Genomic DNA, 21,927 nt, shown 5'->3' with positions numbered 1-21,927 from the left:
TTCTTTATCGGAAGAATCCGCTATAATCAATACCATGAATTCTCATTTTACATCAAGACTTGAAAAAATTGAAGCGGTATTGCGCTCAAATTTACCGGAAAGCCCCTATGACGGGCTTTGGCGCGCTCATTCCTTCGGTAAAACCGATGCCGCAGTCGATACACATCATATAGCGGAGCTGGTCGAACCCTGTAACATACTGGTTTCTTCGGGAGGAAAACGCTGGAGACCCTTATTTGCGGTTTTATGCGCCGAAGCCGTAAGCACCCATGACGCAAACAGGGAGGAATTGACAGCACGCACCTACAGGGTAACACCGCTGATTGAATTCGTACACACGGCCAGTCTCATCCACGACGATATAGAAGACGGGGCGGATATGAGAAGGGGAAAACCGGCCGTACACATAAGCCGGGGCATAGATACCGCTTTAAATGCCGGTTCATGGCTCTATTTTCAGGCAGCCGCCTGCTTACAGGACTTTGAACCCTCTTTAAAAGCGGTTTTATACGATACCTTCGCTATGGAACTCCGCCGCCTGCATTTAGGTCAGGCTATGGATATTTGCTGGCATAAAGATAACGGAAAACTGCCGTCAACAAAAGAATACCTTGCAATGACGGCCCTTAAAACCGGCACTCTCGCCTCTCTTTCGGCCCGCTGCGGCATCCTGCTCGGCGGAGGTTCTTCGCAACAGGCGGATAAAACCGCAGAGGCGGCGGCGGCAATCGGGGTCGGTTTTCAAATACGCGACGATATTATAAACCTTACAAGCGGCAATGTCGGAAAAAAACGCGGAGACGATATAGTTGAAGGCAAAAAAAGCCTTCCGGTCCTCTATCACCTTGAAGAACATCCTGAAGACTTTGAAAAACTTGCCGCCTGTTTTAAGCAGGCCGCCGAAGAGGGCATAGAATCTGCGGCCGTAGAAAAAGCAATAACCCTTATACATACGGGAACAGCCTTGCAAAAAGCATCCGAAAAAAGTAAAACGCTTATCTCGGATGCGTGCAAAACAATTGAAAAACTCTACCCCGGCACCGAAGGAGCTTCACTCATTGGCGAACTTTTTTCGGCAATGTAATTGCCCCTTTGCCCTTTATATCGTACAATTGAAGAGGAGGCGGTATGTTTGAAAGTCCTGAAACACTGAATACTCACGCTATCGAACTTGCATCGCGCGGAAGCTATGCCGAAGCGATCGCCTGCCTTAAACGTGCTATCTATATCGAAAAATCGAATTATCTGTTGTGGTACAACCTCGGCATAACCTACCGCGATTCCGGCGATTTACATGCGGCAAAGCAGGCGCTGATTACCGCTTACGAACTGGACCCCGGCTATGAAGACCAGGAAGTTTTGGAAGGACTTTCGCTCGTATGCCTTGCGCTCGGGGAAACGGATGAAGCCTTTGAGTACTGCTCCATCGGCCTCGATATGAATGAAAACAATCCCCGCCTCTGGAATAATTTAGGCGTACTGCATTTTACGGCAAAAGCCTATGAGTCGGCAGGGGCCGCCTTTGAAAAGGCCCTCAGTTTAAACCCGCATTATTACGACGCTCTCTTTAATTTGCGCGACACCTATGCCGAATTGGGAAACAAGCCCGGAGAACGCGAATGCGCACGCTTACTCAATGAATTGAAAAAAGGAAGCACTACACATGTATGATTCTGCAAAAGTATTATCGGTATATAAGGACGGCAGCGTATTGGTACTGCCGCTTATAAAGAACGCATGCATAAACTGCACCGAAGGCTCCTGTGCGAAACGCGGGAGTCCCTTTACGGTCATAAATCCGGCAGCCTTTGCCCTGGAACCGGGAATGAAGGTGTACATAAGGGCACATAAGGGAAAACAGGCCCTGCAAGCCCTTGTTGCTTTATGCATACCGATAATCTGCGCCGTAATCGGCTGGTTTTCGGCAAACAAATATGCCGCCCTCCACATGAAGGACGTCCCTCATGAATGGGTACAGGCTGCAGGTGTTTTGGCGGGTATCTTTATTCCCGCAGCCGTGATAGGCCTAATCAGTAAAAAAATGCGGCCTGCCTGCGGTGAAATAATCGGCATTGAAGAATAAAAAAGCTGCCGAACATACGGGATTTTACGGCAGCCTCTCTTATGTCTATAAAAGTCCGCAGGTATCAGTATTTTAAAGCAAGCTCGTTAATGGCTTCGGCCATTTTGTTCAAAGGAACCTGCTTTTGTACGGCTCCCATTTCAAATGCGGCACGGGGCATACCGTATACGATACAGGAATCGGCATCCTGGCCCAAGGTACGCGCACCCTGACGGCGCATTTCGGCAAGTTCTGCAGCCCCGTCTTTTCCCATACCGGTCATAATAACGCCCAATGCGTTTGCCTGATATTCTTTTACAACCGATTCAAAAAGAACGTCTGCGGACGGACGGTGTCCGTTGCGCGGAGGCTCCTGATTTAAGTGTACAATCGAAGCAAGAGAGCGTTTTTCAACGACAACATGGTAACCGCCGGGAGCAATAAGAATACGGCCCGGCTTAAGCAAATCGCCTTCGGCCGCTTCTTTTACTTCCAAGGGACAAATATTGTTTAAGCTGGCGGCAAATTCGGCGGTAAAGCCTGCCGGCATGTGCTGAACAACCACCATCGGCTTTTTAATATCGGGCGACAAACCCGCAAATACTTCGCGCAATGCATTCGGGCCGCCGGTCGAAATGCCGAATACGATAATTTCTATGGGGCCGCTTTCTCTTACCGCTTGAATCGGGCCGGATTTAGCCGAAGCGGGTACCGTAAAAGCACTTGTAACGGGCTTCGGGGCCGAAGGCGCGGCACCTTCGGCGGCAGGGGCGGGGCGCTCTTCGCGTGAAGTCGAAGCGAAAAGAGGGATTTTTTTACCCTGTTTGCGGGCATAGGCTCCGCCGTAGCTTTGTACCATTTGCACAATGCGGTCGGCGACCTTGCCTACATCCTCGGAACCGACGTTTGAAGGCTTTAATAAAAAGTCGCTTGCTCCCAGTTCAAGACACTCCATCGTAACGGCGGCGCCGCGGTGAGCAATACTCGACAAAATAATAACGGGTATATCCAAGCCGCGCTTTTTACGCTCCCGCATAAACTCGAGGCCGGTCATAACGGGCATTTCAAGGTCGAGAATTATTATATCAACCTTTATACTTTCAAGTTTTTCAAGAGCCATTTGTCCGTTCATGGCCTTTGCAGCGACGGTTATCCCGGGAACGTTTTCCACCATTCTTGAAACAAGGTTTCGCATCAAAGCGGAATCGTCTACGATTAAAACATTAATAGTGTCCATAAATCACTCACTTTATTTAGGTATTTTTTTGATACAAACAGGCCCAGTCGGTTTTCAGGAATTCGAATTTCGTATCCATTCCGAACAAAGACTCGGAATGTCCGATAAAGAGGTAGGATTTTGCCGCCATTGAATCCCAAAAACGGTTTATAGCAACAAGCTGAGCGGCTTCATCAAAATAAATAAGAACGTTTCTGCAAAATAAAATATCGACATTACGCAAACCGGAATCATGCTGCAAATTATGATAGTCGAATTCTATCTTTGATTTTAAATCTTCTTTAACCTGATAGCCGCCGTCCGCCTTTGTAAAAAAGCGCTGTAAATAATCCGGAGGAATACCGGTAATGCGGTTATCGGCATAAAAGCCCTGCTTGCCGACCATAAGAGACTTTAAGGAAATATCCGATGCGGTAATTTCAAAATCCATGCCGGCAGGCAGTATCGATTGTAAAATCATCGCAATAGTATAGGGTTCTTCGCCGCTTGAACAGCCCGCACTCCATACCTTTATAACCCGCTGTCCGTTTTGTTTTTTTAATTCAAGGACCTTAGGTACAACGTAATTCGTCAAAGCATCAAAATGGGGCTGGTTTCTGAAAAACCGGGTAAGATTCGTGGTCACGGAGTCTAAAAAAGTTTTCATCTCTTCTTTATCCGAGAGAATCATTTTATAGTACTCTTCAACATTTTCCAGTTGTTTTTCACGCAAACGTTCTTTTAAACGGCTGTCCAAAATGGAACGATTTGCCGCGGAAAAAGTTATGCCGCTTTCGTCGTATATTGTTTTGCGAAACATATCGAACTGGGCATCTGTCAGCAAGTCAACCATAGCGTAGAGTATAATCCATAAGCGAAAAAAAGTAAATGGGTGATTATAAATAGTTGACAAAAAACAGCGGAGATGTGAAAATTACGGAATGAGTAAATATATTTTTGTAACAGGCGGTGTATGTTCGAGTCTCGGGAAGGGAGTGGCGGCAGCTTCAATCGGCAGCCTCCTGGAAAGCAGCGGCTTAAAGGTCGCTATGATGAAATGCGATCCGTATATAAATGTTGACGCCGGCAATATGAATCCGTATCAGCACGGTGAAGTATACGTAACCGCCGACGGCGCGGAAACCGATTTGAATTTGGGAAACTATGCCCGTTTTGTAAACATTGAATTAAGCGCATTAAATTCGCTTACAACGGGAAAAATATACGAAGAAGTTATAAAAAACGAACGCAGCGGCCGCTATAACGGGCGGGCGGTGCAGGTTATTCCTCATATAACCGACGAAATCAAGCGGAGGATTTTAACCCTCGGCGCAAAAAGCGGCGCCGATGCGGTGATTATCGAAATAGGCGGAACGGTCGGCGATATAGAATCCATTCCTTTTTTGGAAGCGTCGCGCCAGCTTATCCGCGAGCAGGGACGGGGCAATGCTCTTGCGATTCACTTAACCCTCGTGCCGATTATAACCGGCGGAGAATTAAAGACAAAGCCGACCCAGCACTCGGTAAAAAAAATGCAGGAATTGGGTATTCAGCCCGATATCCTCTTGTGCCGTACGGAAGTTACTCTGGAAGACGATATGCGCAAAAAAATAGCTTCATTTTGCAACGTGGAAAAAGAATCGGTTTTTACTTCAATCGATGTTGAAAAAACAATCTATGAATTGCCGATTGCCTTTCGCCTGCAGGGCTTGGATACGGTTATTTTATCAAAGCTCGGCTGGAAGGGACGCAGAGCCGATGTAAGCGCGTGGTCCAATTTTATACACAAATTAAATCATCCGAAAGGCCGTGTATGTATAGGATTGTTGGGCAGAAAAACACCCTTTGACGATTGTTATAAATCGGTACGCGAATCCCTGTTTCATGCCGCCGTAACGGCACACGGACTGGAACTGGTTATACGGAAAATAGATGCCGAATCCATAGAGAGCGCTTCCGATATTGAGCCGTTTTTTAAGGGGATAGACGGAATCATCGTTCCCGACAACTACGGTCAGCGCGGCTTTTTAGGACTTTTGCAGGCCGTCCGCTATGCACGGGAAAACGCCGTGCCCTTTTTGGGAATCGGATTGGGTATGCAGCTCATGGCCATAGAAACCGCCCGCTCGCTTTTAGGCCGCGAAGATGCAGACTCAACGGAGTTTATGCAAAACTCAAGCTATCCGGTTATCAGCCTTCCGGAAGAACAGGCGGGTTTAACCGCCGCAGGCCTTATGCGATTGGGGAACGGTGCAATCAGGCTTGCCCCCGATTCAAAACTGGCCCGCATTTACGGCAGTACGCTTATAACCGAACGCCAGAGAGGCAAATATACCTTTGACCGCTCCTATACGGCCGATATGGAATCTACGGGTTTAATTATCAGTTCCTATTCGGCTGCGGACGGACAGGCTGAAGCCTTTGAATGGAAAAATCACCCTTGGGGTATCGGAGTGCAATTTCATCCCGAATTTATATCAAGGCCGGCAAATCCGCATCCGGTTTTTGCAGCCTTTATCGGGGCCTCGTTTAAGGCAGCAAAAAGCGCACAATAAGGACGGAGGGGCGATGAACAACCTGCATGGGACTAAAACCGCACTTTATACGGTTGTCCGGCTTTTGCTTTGTGCATGTATGCTCAGTTCCTGCTCGCTGGATTACGAAACAACCAGCCAAGCGCAGGTACAAAGCCCCGAATTTATCTTTCACAATGTACATTTTACGCGTGTAGACCGTAATACGGCAAAGATAGAAACGTCCGCAGCCAAGCTTGAACAGTATTCGGGCATAAACGCCATGTACGGAGAAGATGTACACTTTATCTTGTACGATGAGCGGGGAAATACATCGGTGGAAGGTTCGTGCGCATTGCTTGCCGCCGATAAAGAAGCCGAAATGTATTATCTTTTTTCCCGCATACGGATTCACAGCCGGGAGCACCGCGCCCGTATTTCGGCTGAAAATTTACGCTGGAACGGAAAGAGCGAAATTCTGGACAGCGGAAAACGGGACAGGGTACGCATAGCTGTGGAAACGGAAACCGGCACCCTATTGGAAACCGAGGGTACCGGCTTTAGCGCCCGAAAAAAAGACCTGTCTTATGCCTTTGCCGGAAATATAAGGGGTTCTCTGTACGAAGCGGAAACGGAAGAGCCGGAGAAACAAAGCGATGAACATACCGAAGCCGGGACAGAAGACAAAGAGCCAACGGAACCGGCTTTAACGGATGAAAACGGAGTAACCAATGAGCTTGAACTGCCTGCCGACGGTAAATAAAAGACCTTTATCCGCCTTTTTTTTATGCGCGGTTTTTATTATTTTTCCGCTTTTGTTTGCCCATGCCGAAAGCAATACAATCACCTTTTCGGCGGATTCGATGAGCGGAACCACAAAGGAAAACAGCGAATATACCCTGCTGAAAGGGAATGCCGCAATAAAAACAAATACGATGGAACTGAACGCCGACTCCATAGAACTGAGCGGAACCGAATACCGCAAAATAAAGGCTCTGGGCTCCGTAAAGGGGGTGTATAGCGACGGAGGCTTCGGTTTTACATGCAATTCGTTACGCCATGACAGGGAAACCGGAATTACGGTTCTGGAAGGCTCCGTATTTATGGACGATACCGAAAACAAGGTGGAAGCAAAGGCGGAATATATTGAGTACAACAAAAAAAACGAAACGGCTTTTATTCAAATCAATACGGAAATCAAACAGGAAGATGCCGTATGTACCGCAGCCTTTGCGGTGTACCGCAAAAAACAAAGAATTTTGGAATTAAACGGTGCCCCCAAGATAGTTGAAGGAAGCAATGTATTCCGCGCTCAGGAAATCGTATTTAATTTGGATACAAAAGAAATAGTATTGGACGGAAAGGTAAGCGGCAGCGTTACCGATACAAAAAAAACGGAGAAAGATTAAGATGAGTACACTGGCGGTAACCGGCTTATATAAAAGTTTCGGGAAAAAAACGGTTGTACGCGGTATAGACTTTTCCATGCACAGCGGAGAAGTCCTCGGATTGCTCGGCCCGAACGGTGCGGGAAAAACAACCACCTTTTATATGATTGTCGGCTTTTACCGCCCCTCGGACGGTGAAGTCTTTTTAAACGGCAAGCGCATTACCCGGCTTCCGATGTATAAACGGGCACGGCTGGGCATTTCGTATTTACCGCAGGAAACCTCGGTATTCAGAAAACTCACGGTTGAAGAAAACATATGGGCAATTATAGAAACCAGGCAGGATTTATCGGAAGCCCGAAAGCGTACCCTGCTTGAAGAATTACTTGACGAGTTTTCAATTACCCGGATACGCAAACAGGAAGCCTTTACCCTCTCGGGAGGAGAAAGGCGCAGAACGGAAATAGCGCGCGCCCTGGCAAACAATCCGGAAATTCTGCTTTTGGACGAACCCTTTGCGGGTATCGACCCCATTGCCGTAGCCGATATTAAAGCTACGGTTCGCCTCTTGGCAGACCGCGGTATCGGCGTTCTTATAACCGACCACAATGTGCGCGATACCCTCGAAATTACCGACCGTTCAATCATTATAAGCAGCGGACAAATCGTCGTACAGGGTGTACCGGAAGAAATCCTTGCCTCACCTCTTGCCCGAAAAATCTATTTGGGCGAAGAGTTTAAGATGTAACGGCTTTTTTGAAAAGTCGCTTTTGAAAAGCAAGCCGTTCGCTTCCGTCACTAAGCAAAACAATGCCGCAATAGACAAAGTTCAGTTTTTTCAAAAGAGAGCGCATAGGAAGGTTATCTTTATGCGTATCTATGCGTATATTTTCCGCTTCCGATAAACAGTACTGAAGACAAAAGCTTCCGATTCCCCTGCCCGATTCACAACAGGCAATGCGGTGAACAAGGCCGTAAGGCTCATCGTTCAGCCATGCGCCCCGAATAAAAGCGTAGGACGGTTCGATTTCCCGTGCAAAATAAAAGGACGCGCATACCTCACTCTTATCCGTACAGCACACATACGAACATTTTTTTTCCATGTCGGCCCTTAATGAAACCTCACCGGGATAGTCTTCGGACCATTGAGTACCGTTCCCGTTTCGGCGCATAAAAGAGCGTGCGTTTTTATAAATGCTGAGAACTGCCGGTATATCCGCCGCTTCGGTTTTACGTATATACATCCCGCTTATGCAAACCCCGTTTTGACAAAGCACACAAGCTTACAGCTTAGCTGCAAGCTAAACTGTAAGCTAAGCGATTTTCGCTCCAAGTACTCCTTAAGTATATCATTATTTATACATTCCTGTACAGCTTCGTAATATCAAAAAGCAGATACGTTGGGACGCCGCCATTTATGCCTCCCGTACACGGAGGTACGGAAAAGCTGCAAGTAATGAGTTTCGGGCTTTGCTCAAAACCGGAGTTCAAAACCGCACAGGACGCGCCGAAAGCCGCACATAAAACATCATGTTTCAAGTCCCGAACAGGACGTTCGGGAAAACTGCAAGTAATGAGTTTTGGGCAAAGCCCAAAACTCAAGTTAAAAACCGCACAGGACGTGCGGTTTTTAAACCTACTCCATCGTTACAACAATACCGTATGCTTCGCTGTCGGCGTCGGGAAGGACGGTTATGTCGGCGTCGGAGGCAGAAGAAATGGCGGAAGTGAACTTCCAATAGGCGGCTTTATAAACACCGCTTTCTTGAATATAACCTGCCGCATAGATGTCGTTTCCGAAAGCGTAGAGGGCATTCACCGTGCCGCGCTCGGTGCTTAACTGTATGGCTGTAAAGGAGCTGTCCGTTCCCTTCCAAATACAGGGGTTGCCGCTGTTTTTCCCGCCTATAAAGACAAGAGCGTCTTTTGTGCAGGCGGCGTTTGCGTCGGAGCTGCCGATTCCAAGTTCCGTTTCCGTTTTCGCTGCACTTGTGCCCGTGCCCGTAACCTTCCATACCGCAGCATTGCCTGCCGCATTCCGTCCTGCAGCGTAGACTGCGCTGTCCAAAAAGCATACCGCCTTGGGATGTACAGAGCTTCCCGTAGCCAGTTCCGTTTCGGTGCGCGAGGCTTCGTCAAGAGCTTTGTTTATTGTCCATAAGGCACCTTTTGTTTGGGAGGAGTCGCTGTTGTCTATTGTTCCTACGGCATACAAGGCGGAAGGCGAGGAGCACAAGCCGAAGACCTCCGAATCATTCTCCGTTCCCTCTCTTGTACGCAGATGAGCGATGCGCACCGCGTTTTTGTCCGTTATGTCGGCAAGGGAGGCTTCCCTCGCTCCGTCTTTTTTCAGACATCCCGCTATGTAGAGGGAAGCGCCTTCGGTTAAAATTGCATGTGCGTAGGTCCAGCCTTCGGGGCTTTTCCAGTACGGGGTGTTTCCTTCCCATACAATGGCGGTTGATACTCCGGAGGGTTGTTGATACCCTGCACTGTAGGCTTTTCCGTCTTTAAGGGTAACGGAATATGCATATCCTCTAGTCACTTCCGAGTCCATAGGCAGTTCGTGCTTGGTGCCGTTTTTCCAATAATGGGGCTTCGGATTTCCGCCTGTTGTTATAGAGCCTGCAAGGTAGACTGAAGGAGTGCCCGAAAGCAGTTCAAAGGAAACCTTTACCTGTGCATTTTGTGTAACTTTTAGCTTGTAGGTAGGAGCGGTGCCGTTTACCGCCTGCCCGTTCAGTTCCCATTTTTGAAGCTTGTAACCTGCATGCGGGGAAGCGGTAAAGGTGATTTCCGTGTTTTCCGCTACCATGCCGTCAGAAGGAAGGGCGGGGTTTACCGTTACGGTGCCGTCTGAGGCGGGCTCAAGCGTTACCTTGTACTTGGTAACAGGTGTTGTGCCCCCGCCCGTTCCGCCGCCTCCTGCGGCGTTGGGGCAGGCGGTAAAGAGCCCCATAATCACTAACGATGCGGCAAGTGTGAGGACTGCCGCCCGATTTCCTAAAAATGTAGTTCTTTGTTTTGTGTTTTTCATTGTTTTTCTCCTTAATAAATAATTCATAATTCTTATCTGCACACGGACGTGCAGAAAAGCTATAGATAATGAGTTTTGGGCAAAGCCCAAAACCCGAGTTCAAAACCGAACAGGACGTGCCGAATGCCGCACATAAAACATCCTGTTTTAAATCCTGCACACGGATGTGCAGAAAAGCCGTTAGTAATGAGTTTTGCGCAAGCAAAACTCGGTTTAAAAACCGCACAGGACGTGCGGTTTTTAAACCGATTACGGGGGTTTGTGTATAAAAAAAGAGGGTGATACGGATTGTACAAGGGTACAATTCTTTCGCTCGCCTCTTATGTGCCTGTTATGGGATGAGAAACATTGTGTGTGTGAGTGAAAATGTATTTGGGCACAGCTAGCCCTCAGCTGTGAAGCTGTGAAGCTGTGAAGCTGTGAAGCTGTGAAGCTGTGAAGCTGTGAAGCTGTGAAGCTGTGAAGCTGTGAAGCTGTGAAGCTGTGAAGCTGTGAATTTTGCGCGAGGATGCGGTACCGTGTCAAGTAGTTTTGCCGACTTTTCTAAACTTTTTTGAGAACCCTTTATTGTACTGTTTAAGCGGTTTATTTTGCCGTTCATAAATCCTCGCAGTTCACCTTTTCCCATACGCTTTCCGGCGCATACACGGATGTATGCGAAAGCTATAGGTAATGAGTTTTACGCGGAGCGTAAAACTCGGATTAAAGAGCGGACAGGATGTCCGCTCTTTAAACATTGTAACACAATTCTCCTAAAAAAAACAAAGCTTCCGGGAAAAATGTGAAAAAAAATGTACATTTTTCATTAACCGCAAGGAAATAAGGAAACGCAAAAGAATTTATAAAGAACAAGGTTTCAAGCCTCCGGAACTTTGCGCTCTTTACCTGCTTTGCGGATTTCCCTCTTGCAAAACAAAGCCCTCATTGTATAGGATAGAGTTACCGGAAATCCGGTATGGAGGAAATTATGCCGCGTTTACAAAAAAAAGCCGGACGCTTTGTACGCTCGTTGGTAATAAAGCTTTGTATTATTTTGGTATGCGCGGCAGCCCTCACAGCCGCCTTTTTGTATGCATGGAAGGAATACAATACCCGGCGCTTTAACGCCTTGTCGGCAATGGTGTCGAGCCAGCTCATCCGTTGCGCCGAACTTACGGCCGTAAAAGCCGTTTACAGCGATATTGTCAGCCTAAAAAAAAGCGAAGCCCTGGGCTTGGCAAAAAGCTACGCCATTATACGTTATTCGGGAACAATCCGCGCCGGTATTGAAGACTTTTCCGGAGCATCCTTTACGGTCAGTGCCGACCGTACATCGGTAAGGGTGCAGCTTCCTCCCGTAAGGATTTTGGGTAACGATATTTCGTCCATGGAAGTATTCGACGAATATAAAAATATTTTTGCACCCATTTCGTCGCGCGAAATATTTGAAGAAATAAACAGAGCTAAAAATAAAATCGAACAAAACTTTGTCGTTCAAGGTTTAATACAGGATGCCGAACTCCAATCGGTACTGATAGTACGCCGTCTGCTTTCCGCCATGGGGTTTAAAGCGGTCGAAGTTATATTGGCTGAAACAAGAACCGAAACACGGGAAACCGCACAATAGGAGAACATATGAACATTCATAAAAGCATAGCTTCCGTAACGGGCAATACGCCCCTGGTGGAATTACAGCGTATAGGTGCACACTGCGGCCTTTACGCACCGATTTATGCAAAACTCGAATACCTGAATCCGAGCGGAAGCGTAAAAGACCGCGCCGCCCTCTATATGCTCGACGAAGCCGAGCAATCAGGTGCTTTAAAACCGGGCAGCCTTATCATAGAGCCTACCAGCGGCAACACGGGTATAGCTCTTGCAGCCTTTGCCGCATTAAGGGGCTATAAGCTGATTTTAACCATGCCCGAAAGTATGAGCCTCGAGCGCCGTCAGCTTTTAAAAGCCTACGGGGCAAACCTTGTGCTCACCGATGCCGCATCGGGTATGTCGGGAGCCATTACCGAAGCGGAAAAGCTGCTCAAAGAAAACCCCGGCTCTTTTATGCCTTCCCAATTTGACAATCCTGCAAATCCGAAAGCCCATTACAAAACAACCGGCCCCGAAATTTGGCGCGATACGGAGGGTAGGGTCGATATCTTTGTTGCGGGAGTGGGGACCGGAGGAACCTTAAGCGGAACGGGACGCTTTCTCAAAGAAAAAAAAGCTTCCGTAAAAGTATACGCTGTTGAACCGGCTTCCTCCGCGGTTATTTCGGGAGCCCCGAAGGGAAAGCACGGTATTCAGGGTATCGGGGCGGGATTTATTCCCGAAAACCTCGAGAAAGGTTCTTACGACGGAGTTATTCCCGTAAGCGATGAAGACGCGGCAGGCTGTACGCGCCTTCTTGCAAAAACCGAAGGAATTTTAGCGGGTATTTCTTCGGGAGCGGCCCTCTATGCAGCCGTTGAACTTGCCCGAAAAGAAGAAAACACGGATAAAATTATTACGGTGCTTTTGCCCGACAGCGGCACAAAATATCTGTCATCGCTCTTGTTTGAGACCTAGTATTCGTGCTACATTGTGTCGGTCTTAAATTATGTGTTGGTGAGGTGTTACAGTGTTTCCCGATAAAAAGGTTATAGTACGTATCCTTAAAGACTTACAGGGACTTTTATTTCCCCGTCATTTTCCGAAGTACAAAATGTCGGAAAAGCGCTTAAAAAAAATGATGAAAAAGCAGCTTCGCATTGCTCTGGAAAGCTGCGGCAGAGGCCGGGAAACCGAAAAAATATGTGAAGATTTTTGCGGCTCCCTTGAAAATATACGCCAAAAACTTATGCTCGACGCCCAAGCCGCCTTTGACGGAGACCCTGCAGCTTACAGCATCGACGAAGTTATTTTAACCTATCCGGGTTTTTTCGCTATTTACATACACCGCCTCGCAAACAAACTATACAAAGCCGGCGTTCCCTATATTCCCCGCTTTATGAGCGAATACGCCCACGGAAAAACGGGTATAGATATAAATCCGGGAGCCGATATAGGAGAATACTTTTGCATAGACCACGGAACGGGTATCGTTATCGGAGAAACCGCGGTTATAGGAAGGGGCGTAAAGATTTATCAGGGGGTAACGCTCGGAGCTCTTTCCACGCGCGGAGGTCAACAGCTTAAAAATGTAAGACGCCACCCCAAGGTTGAAGACAACGTAACCATCTATGCAGGAGCTACAATACTCGGCGGCGGTACAATCATAGGGGCAAATTCGGTTATCGGGGGAAACGCCTTTATCACCGAGTCCGTACCCGCAAATGCAAAAGTATATATGAATAAGTGTATACGCCCCCGGAATTTGAACGCACAAAAAACCGAATGCAGCTGTCCCCTTTCCGAATAAATCAGCTGAAGCGCTGGGAGGGGCTTACCACCCACAAGGCTTTTAATATGCCCGTTCCGATATTGGACAGGGTATGCGGGGCCGAAGCGGAAAAAGAAATACTGTCGCCCGCTTCCAGCGTATAATTTTGCGATTCGTATTTAAAACCGGCAGTACCCTCGATAATAAATCCCATTTCACAGCCCAAGTGACCGTATGAGCCGCGCCTTGTGTGTTCACCGGGAGGAATCATAATCATATAGGATTCGATGGAGTGATTACCGTCTTTTTCCGCAGGCTTTGCAAGTTCTTCATAACGCACGGCATCTTCTTCAACAATGCGGCGCTCTGCGCCTCGTATAATCTTTACCGGGCGGTTATGTCTGAACTCGTCAAACAAAAACTCGATATTTATATCAAGCACGTCGGCAAGCGCCAAAAGGGTATCTATGGCGGGCGACACCTTATTGCGCTCTATTTGGGAAACAAGGCTTTCGCTGACCCCTGCCCGTGTTGCAACCGTTTTCAGCGTATAGCCCTTGCGTTCTCTGACCGAACGCAATTTTTCACCGAAACGGTAGGGAACTTTTTTTTCCGGCTCACTCTTCTTCAAACCGCCTCTCCTTGTTCGTCTCAAGAATAAAACGCATATAATGGTCTTCGAGTGTGTAGTGGGGGCCGGGCAAACTGAGGCGCAAACGGGCACGTGCATTATCGCGGCGCACCGAATACAAAAGATAAAAATCGCGCGGTTCAAACTCGTCGGTTTTGGGCTTAAAAGCATCGTAGGGACGCCCCAAAATATGGGCCGCTTCTTTGCCGTCTACGGCGCTCACTTTTTTTTCACTGATATTTTTCTTTACCTTTTGAATTTCTTCCCATGAAATCCCGAATAAGAACTCTTCCATTGCCATAGCCGCATCTTCATTGCCCATACGCGATGAAATAAAATGACACCATTGGTCGTCCATAGCCATGGTTAAAAGCAAAAGCTCGCTGGTGCCGACCATTGTCCCGAAGGCCGGAGTAAGACCCCGCCGCGCATTCCACACCGCATCCAAAACGGGGGCCATTTTGATAACCGTTTCGTCGCTGCGGTGTTCCCACAGCATAATAAGCTCGTATGCAATATCCTGCCTTATATCTATACCTATCGTATCGTTGTCCAAAAGATTTAAATACACGTCTTCGGCCATAATCGTGAACAAAAGATCCAGGCAGCAGCGGCGCAAACGCTTTAAAATCGATTCGGGAAAATCCGAAGCGGCGGCTATTTTTTCCATAGCCGAAAAAGTGTGGAATTTCGCAACGGAAAATCCGCGCCCCAAAACGGCTTTTGACGGTAAATGAAGGGAGCGGTCTCCTTCACGGCGCACAAGCAGGGCATCCACAAGGGTATGCATATTGCGCACTTCCGTACCGTGGTCCTGACTTTGCCTTAAAGACGGAAAGTGGGCTATATTGACGGTTAATTTTTCAAGATCCGCCAGTCTGTCCGCCAATACGACAAGGGTTTCAGGAGATACGGTTCTTAAACGTTCAAAGACCGAATTAACCAAATCCTGTTCGGCCGATGTAAGAACAATAATATTTGTGGAAGCCTCTTCTGTCCGGGATATTTCATCTTCATCAAAAAACTCCTCAAGAGGAACCCGGGTAAATCCGTCCTGTACGGAGTTATGTAGTTCAACAGTCACCTTAAATCTAAGTATATCACAGATTAAAAAAAAAATCCCGTTCCGATATGCATATCCCGCTCTTTTTTACCGATAATAAAGTATGCGGCCCTACGGAATTTCCATTGCAATACTTTTTTTTTGCGCCTCTTTTTACGGCGTCTTTTCACAAAGTCCCGGCGGACACGAGCCACTCAAGATTCGAAGCCCGGATATGCGTTTGGAACGCAGTGAAGACGGCTGGCACTTATACATAAAACAAAAAGAAGGCATTGCATCGGTTCTTTTAACGGAGACTACAAAGGATCCGGAAGGAAAAGCCGACAGTTACGCTTACCGCGCCGAAACATTCAATGCGGTAAACGGGAACGAAAAACGGATTTTAAACGGCGCCTTTTTAACGTCCGAATTTGCAAAATACGGCATCATCGATTCCACCCCCGAAGCCGATGGACAATTCGTTTCGGCTTTTCATCTGTATATTCCGAAAAAACTCGTATACGGATACCCCTGGGCACGAAACGGTAAAGTCGAAGTAAAGCGCGGAACCTTTATCAATATACGTACCTTTGAAAAACCCTACGGCGATTACAGCGGCGCCTATGCCGACAACCCCTTTATGTTCGACTTTAAAAGTCCTGTAAAACCGGTAACGGAAAGGCCGCCCGAAACTACCGAAGCCGAAGAGCCCCTCCCTGAAAAACCGGAAGAAGAAAAAGAGCCTGAAATACTGACCGACGAATACAGCCCCCATGCTGCCGCAGCTTTTACGGACATTGCAAGCGGTATACTGACCTATTCGCGGGGACCTTCAAGTATTGTGGAAGACGTACTGCAATCCGTACGCAAGCTCGATAAAGGAAGGGCTTGCGACCTGGTATTTGCGATAGATGCAACCGGCAGTATGTGGGACGATATAGAAAAACTGCAAAAAGAATTGGTACCCGCCCTGACGTCGGAGCTTCAAGACAGGGCGCCCGTCCGCCTCGGCCTTTTATTTTACCGCGACTATACCGACAATTTCCGTTTCCGAGGTCTTCCCGTCCAATTTAACGACTTTACGCAGGAAAGCGCCGTGTTTTTTAAAAAATTAAACGACATGCATATTCCGCGCAATTCACTCATAGGAGGCGATACGCCCGAAGCCGTGTATGAAGCCCTCTATGCATCCTTGGAATTCTATCAGTGGAATCCCGCCGCTCAAAGAAAAATTATCTTAATAGGAGATGCAGAACCCCACCCTTCCCCGCGAGGGAGGCGGGGCATATCGAAAAAGCGTGTCGAAGAAACGGCGCGTAAAAAAAATATCACGATAGACTGCATTATTATTCCCGACGGCAGGGCCGGAAGCAGATAGAAGCGGTAAAATCCGTCCAAATACGGGGCGGCTGCACATGCGGCAGTCCGTGTATTACGGCTGTTTTTTCTTTTTTGTCTTTGATTTTTCGGATTTGGGTTCGCATTTTGCCAAATCGATACGTACAAGTTTTTTATATGCCGGCGGTAAAACCATAGCCGTTTGAGGATCGTCGTAATAGGCTAAAATGCGTTCCAATGCGGGTTTTGCTGCGGAAAAATTCTTACGCTTTATTTTAATATGGGCAAGCTCATATTCTGCCGCAACAACCGAACTTATATTGGAACCGTACAGTTCAATCACCTTGCCATAATAGAATTCGGCGGCCTTGTAATTGCTGTTATCAAGGGCTGCCTGGCCGAGCTGCAATAATTCGGCTTCGCTGATACCTTCGGGAACACTTGTCGGTACCGTTTGACAGGCAGTCAGAGTCAGTAAAACGGCAATTACAAGCACCGTACCGAATATAAAAGATATTTTTTTTATCATAACAGTTCCTTGTTTTTGGAGATATGCTACAGTTTAACACGTCCGTGCCTCTTGTGCAATAAGGCCTCATCTGCGAAGCGGTGTTGTTTTTTCATCTTTTTTTGCCTATAATCAGGCTATGAACTACATGCACATACACCGAAGCTCCCCCTCCCCCCGGTGTACAAAGATTGTCCGCTTTTATGCCGTCTGCCTTCTGCTATTGTGTGCGGCAAAACCCGCGCTCTATGCCGAACAAATGCATTCCCCCGCATGGGGCTATTCGGTCGACTTTCCCGAAGCTTTCAGGCTCACCTATAAGCAGGCCGAAACAAGCTATCAATTTGAACACGATGTACTGCCGGTTACGCTGATTATCCGCTCCTGGCCCGAAGCGGCAGCGAGCGGCGAAAAAATGAAGGATGTTCTTAAAAAACTTAAAGCCGCAGGCGAAGCCGAAGATATTATCTGGCGCGGCAGAACCTGTACGATTGCACTTTTCGATATGCCGACAAAAACGGGAGTCCGCAAGGGCTGGGCCGCCTGCATTCCCCATGACGAAGAAAAAGGCATTACCCTGATATCGGGCTATGCCCCCGAAACGCATTTTGCGCAGGCACAAAGCCTTATCGTTTCGGCACTGGATTCGTTTTCGCCGCAAAGCTCAAACCCGAACACAAGCGGCATTATGACAAGCTTTGCGTATCCGAAACAAGGCCCGCGGCACGCAAATCTTACAATCGGTACCGCCGAAATTCCGGTTGTGTTTGACTTAGCAGACAGTGAAGCGCACAATGCCCTGATTGAACGCGAATACAATATCCTCACCTTGTTTGCAGACACCCCCTTGCAGGAAAAGGCATGGCAGCGCTATTACCGTATGATTTACCGCGACGCCTACAAACGCCTCGAAAAAGCGGCTTTTACTATATATAACGTTTTGGAAGCCGAAGTCCGTGCCGAAAATACGGGCACACCGGCCGATAAAGACAGGGCTCTGGCACAAAAACTGCTTTCGTGGACACAAACCCTGCCCTATGAAAGAAGACGTAATTCAAGCGATTTTACCAGCCTCATCGATACCCTGACAGGCACCGGCTCGGACTGCGACAGCCGTGCCCTCTTATTGGCGGTTTTAATGTCGCATATGAATTACAACACTATGCTTTTTATTTCGCCGCACTTCAGCCACGCCTTTTTCGGTATAGATATTGAAGGAAAGGGCGCCCGCCTTGAACATGCCGGCACAAACTATTTACTCGGCGAAACCACGGCACAGGTAGACCTCGGCCTTGTACCGCAGGATATGAGCGACAGCACCAAGTGGTTCGGGATTGCGGGATTGGGAAGGTAACAAGCGGGTGAACGCCGCCTTTACACGCCAGGTCAGTCTTCTTTTATAAGCAGTTCGTAAGCTTCCTGCGGCGTTTTTACCGCCAAAAGGCCTGCACGCAAATCGGCATTTTTAAGCTTTGAACTGAAAAACGAAAGCGCCTGCAAATAATAGGCGTGCTGATTATAGGCTGCGGCAATCATAAACAAAAGGCGCACCGGAGCATCGTCTATCGTTTGAAAATCGATAATATCGACCTTGCTGATACCGACCGACATAACAAGGTCGGTTACCGAGGTTAAGCGTACGTGAGGAATCGCAATCGAGCGCCCGATAGCGGTAGACATCAATTCTTCACGCTTTAAAATCTCGGCGGCCAGCTCTTCGCCGTGCTTTATTTGCGGAGCCGTGCTTAAATTTTTAGCCAATTCAAGCAAAGCATCGTGTTTTGTGGAATGATTTAAAAAAATGATGCGGTCGGGTGATAAAATATTTCTGATTTGAATACGGTTTCCGGAAGAAACGGTTTTATTTCCGGACGAAAGTCTGTCATTCACCCATTTTTCAATATCCGACTTTTTAAAACGCCATACGGTACCGATTTTTCCGGAAGGGATTTCTCCTTTTTGCGCCCAATCGTACACGGTACGCTCCGAAACCCGCAAATACTTAGCAACTTCTTCTATCGTCAGAATATCATCATCCACCGGAAACTCCTTATGACAAGTACACGTGATAAACATCCGTGAAAAACACGCGATATAGCATGATTATTTTGCATTGTTTACGTTTTTTTGTCAAGTATTACAATGCGTTTCAATCGGGAAAAATTTATCATCTTAACCCTTGACTAGATTACGCACCTATTATACCATGGTTCTCAAATGAAAATAAATGATAAAAATTTTCCGCTTTTTCCGATTTTGTCGGTATTTATTCTCGTATATCTTTTTTCGGCAGTACGAATTTCGGAAAAAAAGCTTGATATAAAACCCGAATGGACGATTAAAATAGACGAAAATGCGGTTATGGAGGGCCCCCTTACCGAAAAGCTCATACCGTTTCGCATGAATAACATGATGGGCTATTGTACGCAAGAGGGAAGTCTTGTTTCTCTGATTCCGGTAGAACAAAACGCTTCCATTTCCGCCGATTTTTGGGCCCTTTACGGTAAAAATGCGGAAAATACGAAGTTTTTTGCTCCCGACAATACCGAACAGGGTATTATAGAGCGTGCGGGCTTCCCCTTTTTTACTCAAAACGGCATCTTTGTATTTCATCCGGGGGGAGCCTCGTTTTCACGGCACGGTGAGCGGGGCGAAACGCAATGGGATTATGAATACTATGCTCCCCTCACCGCCTTTTCCGCAAGCGAGGCAGGCTGTACGGCGGGCTTTGCCGACGGCAATCTTGTGTGTATGGATACCGAAGGTAAAATCAAAGCGCGGTTTTATCCCGGCGGAAGTGAAACGGAGGTCATTTTCGGAGCAGCCCTTTCGCAAAACGGTGTCTATGCCGCCTGCGTATCGGGTTTGAACCCCCAGCGTATCGTTGCGGCGGAACTTGAAGCCGGTAAGGCTAAAATAATATATCATGACTATTTGAAAGAAGAATCCGCTGAACAAACCCTGGTAAGATTTTCTTCGGATAACAAATACGTTTTTTTCAGCGGAAAATCGGGCTTAACAAGCGTGCGTTTAGCCGATAAAAAATCTTTTTTTATCCCCTTTAAGGGCAAAATTTTGGATATACGCGAGTTCGGAGCTAAGGATATATTTTTTGTATTAAGCAGAGATGCGCACAGGTATACGGTTACGGTTTTATGCGAAGGCCGCTATAATAAGGGAGCCTTTTCGTTTCAGGCAAACAGTGCTTTTTTATATGCGGACAGGGGATGCATCTATGTCGGAGCGGATGACCGTATTTCAAAAATGACGCTTTATTTCGATTAAGGGGAATGAGATGAATACATGCCGGAAAAAGATGCCGCGGTGCGGTTCGGAAATCAAAGCCTTTCTTTGTTATGCACTTTTCACGGCGTTTTTCCCTCTTTTTGCCTTTGATTGGCCGCGGCCGGCGGAAAATGTCGGCTTGTTTTTTGCACAAAAACAGGCGGACGTTTTTAACCGGGGGCTTATATTTACGAATCCGTCCGAAGTAACGACGGCCGACAGCGGACGTATTTTAATTACGATACAAAACGATTTTGAAAACACGGCTCTTTTTCCCTCAACCTTGGGAACGGCCCTTATAGTCGAACATAAAAACAGGATTTTTACGGTATACGGCGGTTTGGAAAAAATCACCGCGGCGCAAGCCTTTAGCGGAGCGGGCGCCGTAACAAGCCGAGAATCTATAGGGGTCAGCGGCTCTTCCGGATGGAAAAAAGAAAATCAAAGCTTGGAATTTCAGGTTATAGACACTCATATCAAGGCGGCTATCAATCCGCTTATTTTAATGGAAAATCCCGTCAAAGTAAAACGTTTTTTAATACGCAATGTTACGGCCGTTTCAAAAACGGGTAGCCGGATTCCCCTTTCAGGCGGCATAGGCCTCGGCGCAGGCACATACGTTCTGTACACCGAAATTATATCCGGCACCATGCCTTATACGACGGAAGTCTCGGTAAACGGCACCTTGACGGAAAAAACGGATTACAATGCCCTTAAAACGCATAAAGAAAAAATCCGTATTCAAGGTTCTGCGGAATACGATTTTAACTCTATTTATGCGGAAAAAAACATGCTGCGCCTGGCAGAAGTTGCATTGTCAAAGGGAAAAAACACAATCGATATAAAAATAACGGATATAGGGGGACAGGAATCTCTTTCCCACATCCCCCTGTCCGTTTTTTAGAATCGGCAGGCGGCCTACAGCGGTTTAATCTCCGTACAAGTGCGAAAACTCGTGCATTTTTTCCATTGCACGCTCTTTACACTTTCCGCAGGCCGTTCCTATTTTGGTACGGGCCTGTAAATCGTCCCAGCTTCTGTCTCCGGCCTTATAAGCTTCTTCCAAATCGCGGTCGGTAACGTTTAAACAGCGGCAAATAACTTCAACATGTTCTTCGCCCTTCATGGAAGGCCTGCCCTGTTTTTGCAGATAATCTTCTATTGCCGCGCGCAAAGCTTTGTCACCCAAAACCGAACAGTGGATTTTATTTGGCGGAAGTCCCCCCAGCTTCGACACAATATCCTGGGGCCTCAGTTTATAGGCTTCGGCTATGTTCATACCCTTTACCGATTCCGACAAAATCGAAGTGGAAGCAATGGCGCTTGCGCATCCGTATGTTTTCCACCTGACATCGGTAATAACATCGTTTTCTATGCGAAGCAAGACAAGCATCTGGTCGCCGCACTGAATATTACCGACAATACCCCGGCCGTCACAGGGCCACTGTGATTCGTTTTCCATCAATACGTTTTTAGGATTCATAAAATGATCTTTTACGATATCCGAATAAAGCCAATCGTTCATAAGTATCTCCATGCCGGAAAGGAGGCACAGGCCCCGGTTTCCGGA

At 47.4% G+C, this 21,927-nt stretch carries 24 protein-coding genes; 14 read left to right on the top strand and 10 right to left on the bottom strand.

Translation table 11 applies throughout. The features are described from left to right. The first annotated feature begins 34 nt into the window (after positions 1-34). The 3 genes from V1L52_RS03760 to V1L52_RS03750 are packed head-to-tail and all read left to right on the top strand — an operon-like array spanning position 35 to position 2,083. A complete protein-coding gene (locus V1L52_RS03760) occupies positions 35-1,084 on the top strand; it encodes an FPP/GGPP synthase family protein (protein WP_428770970.1) in 1,050 nt (349 codons plus the stop codon). 44 nt (positions 1,085-1,128) lie between these two features. Then, a complete protein-coding gene (locus V1L52_RS03755; protein ID WP_428770969.1) occupies positions 1,129-1,671 on the top strand; it encodes a tetratricopeptide repeat protein in 543 nt (180 codons plus the stop codon). After that, the gene (locus V1L52_RS03750) at positions 1,664-2,083 is read left to right on the top strand and encodes a SoxR reducing system RseC family protein (protein ID WP_428770968.1); all 420 of its coding nucleotides are present in this window, start codon (positions 1,664-1,666) and stop codon (positions 2,081-2,083) included. Before V1L52_RS03755 ends, V1L52_RS03750 begins: the two co-directional genes overlap by 8 nt. A gap of 64 nt (positions 2,084-2,147) precedes the next feature. On the opposite strand, the gene V1L52_RS03745 is transcribed toward V1L52_RS03750, so the two are convergent. Together V1L52_RS03745 and V1L52_RS03740 are read right to left on the bottom strand one after the other, a co-directional pair. Further along, positions 2,148-3,299, bottom strand: a complete 1,152-nt coding sequence (locus tag V1L52_RS03745) for a protein-glutamate methylesterase/protein-glutamine glutaminase (protein WP_428770967.1) — start codon at positions 3,297-3,299, stop codon at positions 2,148-2,150. 16 nt (positions 3,300-3,315) lie between these two features. After that, positions 3,316-4,131, bottom strand: coding sequence for a CheR family methyltransferase (locus V1L52_RS03740; protein ID WP_428770966.1), 816 nt, complete (start codon positions 4,129-4,131; stop codon positions 3,316-3,318). Between the two features lie 88 nt (positions 4,132-4,219). Between V1L52_RS03740 and V1L52_RS03735 the strand changes: the two genes are divergently transcribed. The 4 genes from V1L52_RS03735 to lptB are packed head-to-tail and all read left to right on the top strand — an operon-like array spanning position 4,220 to position 7,927. Next, positions 4,220-5,833: a CTP synthase gene (locus tag V1L52_RS03735; RefSeq protein WP_428770965.1), complete on the top strand. Its 1,614-nt coding sequence runs from the start codon at positions 4,220-4,222 to the stop codon at positions 5,831-5,833. A gap of 13 nt (positions 5,834-5,846) precedes the next feature. Then, the gene (gene lptC / locus V1L52_RS03730) at positions 5,847-6,554 is read left to right on the top strand and encodes an LPS export ABC transporter periplasmic protein LptC (RefSeq protein ID WP_428770964.1); all 708 of its coding nucleotides are present in this window, start codon (positions 5,847-5,849) and stop codon (positions 6,552-6,554) included. Further along, on the top strand, positions 6,523-7,200 hold the full coding sequence (locus V1L52_RS03725; protein WP_428770963.1) for an LptA/OstA family protein: 678 nt from the start codon (positions 6,523-6,525) through the stop codon (positions 7,198-7,200). Before lptC ends, V1L52_RS03725 begins: the two co-directional genes overlap by 32 nt. A gap of 1 nt (position 7,201) precedes the next feature. After that, a complete protein-coding gene (gene lptB / locus V1L52_RS03720; protein ID WP_428770962.1) occupies positions 7,202-7,927 on the top strand; it encodes an LPS export ABC transporter ATP-binding protein in 726 nt (241 codons plus the stop codon). Here lptB and V1L52_RS03715 read toward each other — a convergent pair. The 3 genes from V1L52_RS03715 to V1L52_RS03705 all read right to left on the bottom strand — a co-directional run bounded on the left by V1L52_RS03715 (position 7,917) and on the right by V1L52_RS03705 (position 10,844). Beyond that, complete coding sequence (locus tag V1L52_RS03715) at positions 7,917-8,423, bottom strand: GNAT family N-acetyltransferase (RefSeq protein ID WP_428770961.1); 507 nt, start codon at positions 8,421-8,423, stop codon at positions 7,917-7,919. The genes lptB and V1L52_RS03715 overlap by 11 nt on opposite strands. Before the next feature lie 392 nt (positions 8,424-8,815). After that, positions 8,816-10,216, bottom strand: a complete 1,401-nt coding sequence (locus tag V1L52_RS03710; RefSeq protein ID WP_428770960.1) for an InlB B-repeat-containing protein — start codon at positions 10,214-10,216, stop codon at positions 8,816-8,818. Positions 10,217-10,598: 382 nt separating this feature from the next. Next, positions 10,599-10,844 (bottom strand): hypothetical protein, encoded by a 246-nt coding sequence (locus V1L52_RS03705; protein ID WP_428770959.1) that lies wholly within the window; start codon positions 10,842-10,844, stop codon positions 10,599-10,601. A 339-nt stretch (positions 10,845-11,183) separates the two neighbouring features. On the opposite strand from V1L52_RS03705, the gene V1L52_RS03700 reads away from it, so the two are divergent. From V1L52_RS03700 to V1L52_RS03690, 3 genes are read left to right on the top strand one after another with little or no spacing between them, the layout of a single operon-like run. Beyond that, positions 11,184-11,822: a DUF4230 domain-containing protein gene (locus tag V1L52_RS03700; protein WP_428770958.1), complete on the top strand. Its 639-nt coding sequence runs from the start codon at positions 11,184-11,186 to the stop codon at positions 11,820-11,822. An 8-nt stretch (positions 11,823-11,830) separates the two neighbouring features. Continuing rightward, a complete protein-coding gene (cysK, locus tag V1L52_RS03695) occupies positions 11,831-12,760 on the top strand; it encodes a cysteine synthase A (RefSeq protein WP_428770957.1) in 930 nt (309 codons plus the stop codon). A 52-nt stretch (positions 12,761-12,812) separates the two neighbouring features. Continuing rightward, on the top strand, positions 12,813-13,592 hold the full coding sequence (locus V1L52_RS03690) for a serine O-acetyltransferase (RefSeq protein WP_428770956.1): 780 nt from the start codon (positions 12,813-12,815) through the stop codon (positions 13,590-13,592). 1 nt (position 13,593) lies between these two features. On the opposite strand, the gene V1L52_RS03685 is transcribed toward V1L52_RS03690, so the two are convergent. Continuing rightward, positions 13,594-14,184: a helix-turn-helix domain-containing protein gene (locus V1L52_RS03685; RefSeq protein ID WP_428770955.1), complete on the bottom strand. Its 591-nt coding sequence runs from the start codon at positions 14,182-14,184 to the stop codon at positions 13,594-13,596. After that, positions 14,171-15,268, bottom strand: a complete 1,098-nt coding sequence (locus V1L52_RS03680) for a hypothetical protein (protein ID WP_428770954.1) — start codon at positions 15,266-15,268, stop codon at positions 14,171-14,173. Before V1L52_RS03680 ends, V1L52_RS03685 begins: the two co-directional genes overlap by 14 nt. A gap of 82 nt (positions 15,269-15,350) precedes the next feature. On the opposite strand from V1L52_RS03680, the gene V1L52_RS03675 reads away from it, so the two are divergent. Further along, positions 15,351-16,604 carry a vWA domain-containing protein gene (locus V1L52_RS03675; RefSeq protein WP_428770953.1) on the top strand — a complete coding sequence of 418 codons (1,254 nt, stop codon included), beginning with the start codon at positions 15,351-15,353 and terminating at the stop codon, positions 16,602-16,604. A 54-nt stretch (positions 16,605-16,658) separates the two neighbouring features. On the opposite strand, the gene V1L52_RS03670 is transcribed toward V1L52_RS03675, so the two are convergent. Further along, positions 16,659-17,093: a hypothetical protein gene (locus tag V1L52_RS03670; RefSeq protein ID WP_428770952.1), complete on the bottom strand. Its 435-nt coding sequence runs from the start codon at positions 17,091-17,093 to the stop codon at positions 16,659-16,661. 118 nt (positions 17,094-17,211) lie between these two features. On the opposite strand from V1L52_RS03670, the gene V1L52_RS03665 reads away from it, so the two are divergent. Continuing rightward, positions 17,212-18,426 (top strand): hypothetical protein, encoded by a 1,215-nt coding sequence (locus V1L52_RS03665; protein WP_428770951.1) that lies wholly within the window; start codon positions 17,212-17,214, stop codon positions 18,424-18,426. A gap of 32 nt (positions 18,427-18,458) precedes the next feature. Here V1L52_RS03665 and V1L52_RS03660 read toward each other — a convergent pair whose 3' ends face one another. Then, entirely contained in the window at positions 18,459-19,112 is a 654-nt protein-coding gene (locus V1L52_RS03660; RefSeq protein WP_428770950.1) for a PTS sugar transporter subunit IIA, read from the bottom strand. A 177-nt stretch (positions 19,113-19,289) separates the two neighbouring features. Between V1L52_RS03660 and V1L52_RS03655 the strand changes: the two genes are divergently transcribed. After that, a complete protein-coding gene (locus V1L52_RS03655; RefSeq protein WP_428770949.1) occupies positions 19,290-20,357 on the top strand; it encodes a hypothetical protein in 1,068 nt (355 codons plus the stop codon). 10 nt (positions 20,358-20,367) lie between these two features. After that, positions 20,368-21,261: a hypothetical protein gene (locus tag V1L52_RS03650; RefSeq protein WP_428770948.1), complete on the top strand. Its 894-nt coding sequence runs from the start codon at positions 20,368-20,370 to the stop codon at positions 21,259-21,261. 24 nt (positions 21,262-21,285) lie between these two features. On the opposite strand, the gene V1L52_RS03645 is transcribed toward V1L52_RS03650, so the two are convergent. After that, entirely contained in the window at positions 21,286-21,882 is a 597-nt protein-coding gene (locus tag V1L52_RS03645; protein ID WP_428770947.1) for an iron-sulfur cluster assembly scaffold protein, read from the bottom strand. Positions 21,883-21,927: the final 45 nt, after the last annotated feature.

The organism is Treponema sp. HNW (assembly GCF_050320395.1).
Classification (GTDB): Bacteria; Spirochaetota; Spirochaetia; order Treponematales; family Treponemataceae; genus Treponema_C.
This window is presented reverse-complemented; position numbering and strand designations above follow the sequence as displayed.

Bases quoted from the DNA above. Each gene is read 5' to 3' on its own strand.
- V1L52_RS03760 (WP_428770970.1), top strand. From the start codon at position 35: ATGAATTCTCATTTTACATCAAGACTTGAAAAAATTGAAGCGGTATTG.
- V1L52_RS03755 (WP_428770969.1), top strand. From the start codon at position 1,129: ATGTTTGAAAGTCCTGAAACACTGAATACTCACGCTATCGAACTTGCA.
- V1L52_RS03750 (WP_428770968.1), top strand. From the start codon at position 1,664: ATGTATGATTCTGCAAAAGTATTATCGGTATATAAGGACGGCAGCGTA.
- V1L52_RS03745 (WP_428770967.1), bottom strand. From the start codon at position 3,299: ATGGACACTATTAATGTTTTAATCGTAGACGATTCCGCTTTGATGCGA.
- V1L52_RS03740 (WP_428770966.1), bottom strand. From the start codon at position 4,131: ATGGTTGACTTGCTGACAGATGCCCAGTTCGATATGTTTCGCAAAACA.
- V1L52_RS03735 (WP_428770965.1), top strand. From the start codon at position 4,220: ATGAGTAAATATATTTTTGTAACAGGCGGTGTATGTTCGAGTCTCGGG.
- lptC (WP_428770964.1), top strand. From the start codon at position 5,847: ATGAACAACCTGCATGGGACTAAAACCGCACTTTATACGGTTGTCCGG.
- V1L52_RS03725 (WP_428770963.1), top strand. From the start codon at position 6,523: ATGAGCTTGAACTGCCTGCCGACGGTAAATAAAAGACCTTTATCCGCC.
- lptB (WP_428770962.1), top strand. From the start codon at position 7,202: ATGAGTACACTGGCGGTAACCGGCTTATATAAAAGTTTCGGGAAAAAA.
- V1L52_RS03715 (WP_428770961.1), bottom strand. From the start codon at position 8,423: ATGTATATACGTAAAACCGAAGCGGCGGATATACCGGCAGTTCTCAGC.
- V1L52_RS03710 (WP_428770960.1), bottom strand. From the start codon at position 10,216: ATGAAAAACACAAAACAAAGAACTACATTTTTAGGAAATCGGGCGGCA.
- V1L52_RS03705 (WP_428770959.1), bottom strand. From the start codon at position 10,844: ATGGGAAAAGGTGAACTGCGAGGATTTATGAACGGCAAAATAAACCGC.
- V1L52_RS03700 (WP_428770958.1), top strand. From the start codon at position 11,184: ATGCCGCGTTTACAAAAAAAAGCCGGACGCTTTGTACGCTCGTTGGTA.
- cysK (WP_428770957.1), top strand. From the start codon at position 11,831: ATGAACATTCATAAAAGCATAGCTTCCGTAACGGGCAATACGCCCCTG.
- V1L52_RS03675 (WP_428770953.1), top strand. From the start codon at position 15,351: ATGCGGCCCTACGGAATTTCCATTGCAATACTTTTTTTTTGCGCCTCT.
- V1L52_RS03670 (WP_428770952.1), bottom strand. From the start codon at position 17,093: ATGATAAAAAAAATATCTTTTATATTCGGTACGGTGCTTGTAATTGCC.
- V1L52_RS03665 (WP_428770951.1), top strand. From the start codon at position 17,212: ATGAACTACATGCACATACACCGAAGCTCCCCCTCCCCCCGGTGTACA.
- V1L52_RS03655 (WP_428770949.1), top strand. From the start codon at position 19,290: ATGAAAATAAATGATAAAAATTTTCCGCTTTTTCCGATTTTGTCGGTA.
- V1L52_RS03650 (WP_428770948.1), top strand. From the start codon at position 20,368: ATGAATACATGCCGGAAAAAGATGCCGCGGTGCGGTTCGGAAATCAAA.
- V1L52_RS03645 (WP_428770947.1), bottom strand. From the start codon at position 21,882: ATGAACGATTGGCTTTATTCGGATATCGTAAAAGATCATTTTATGAAT.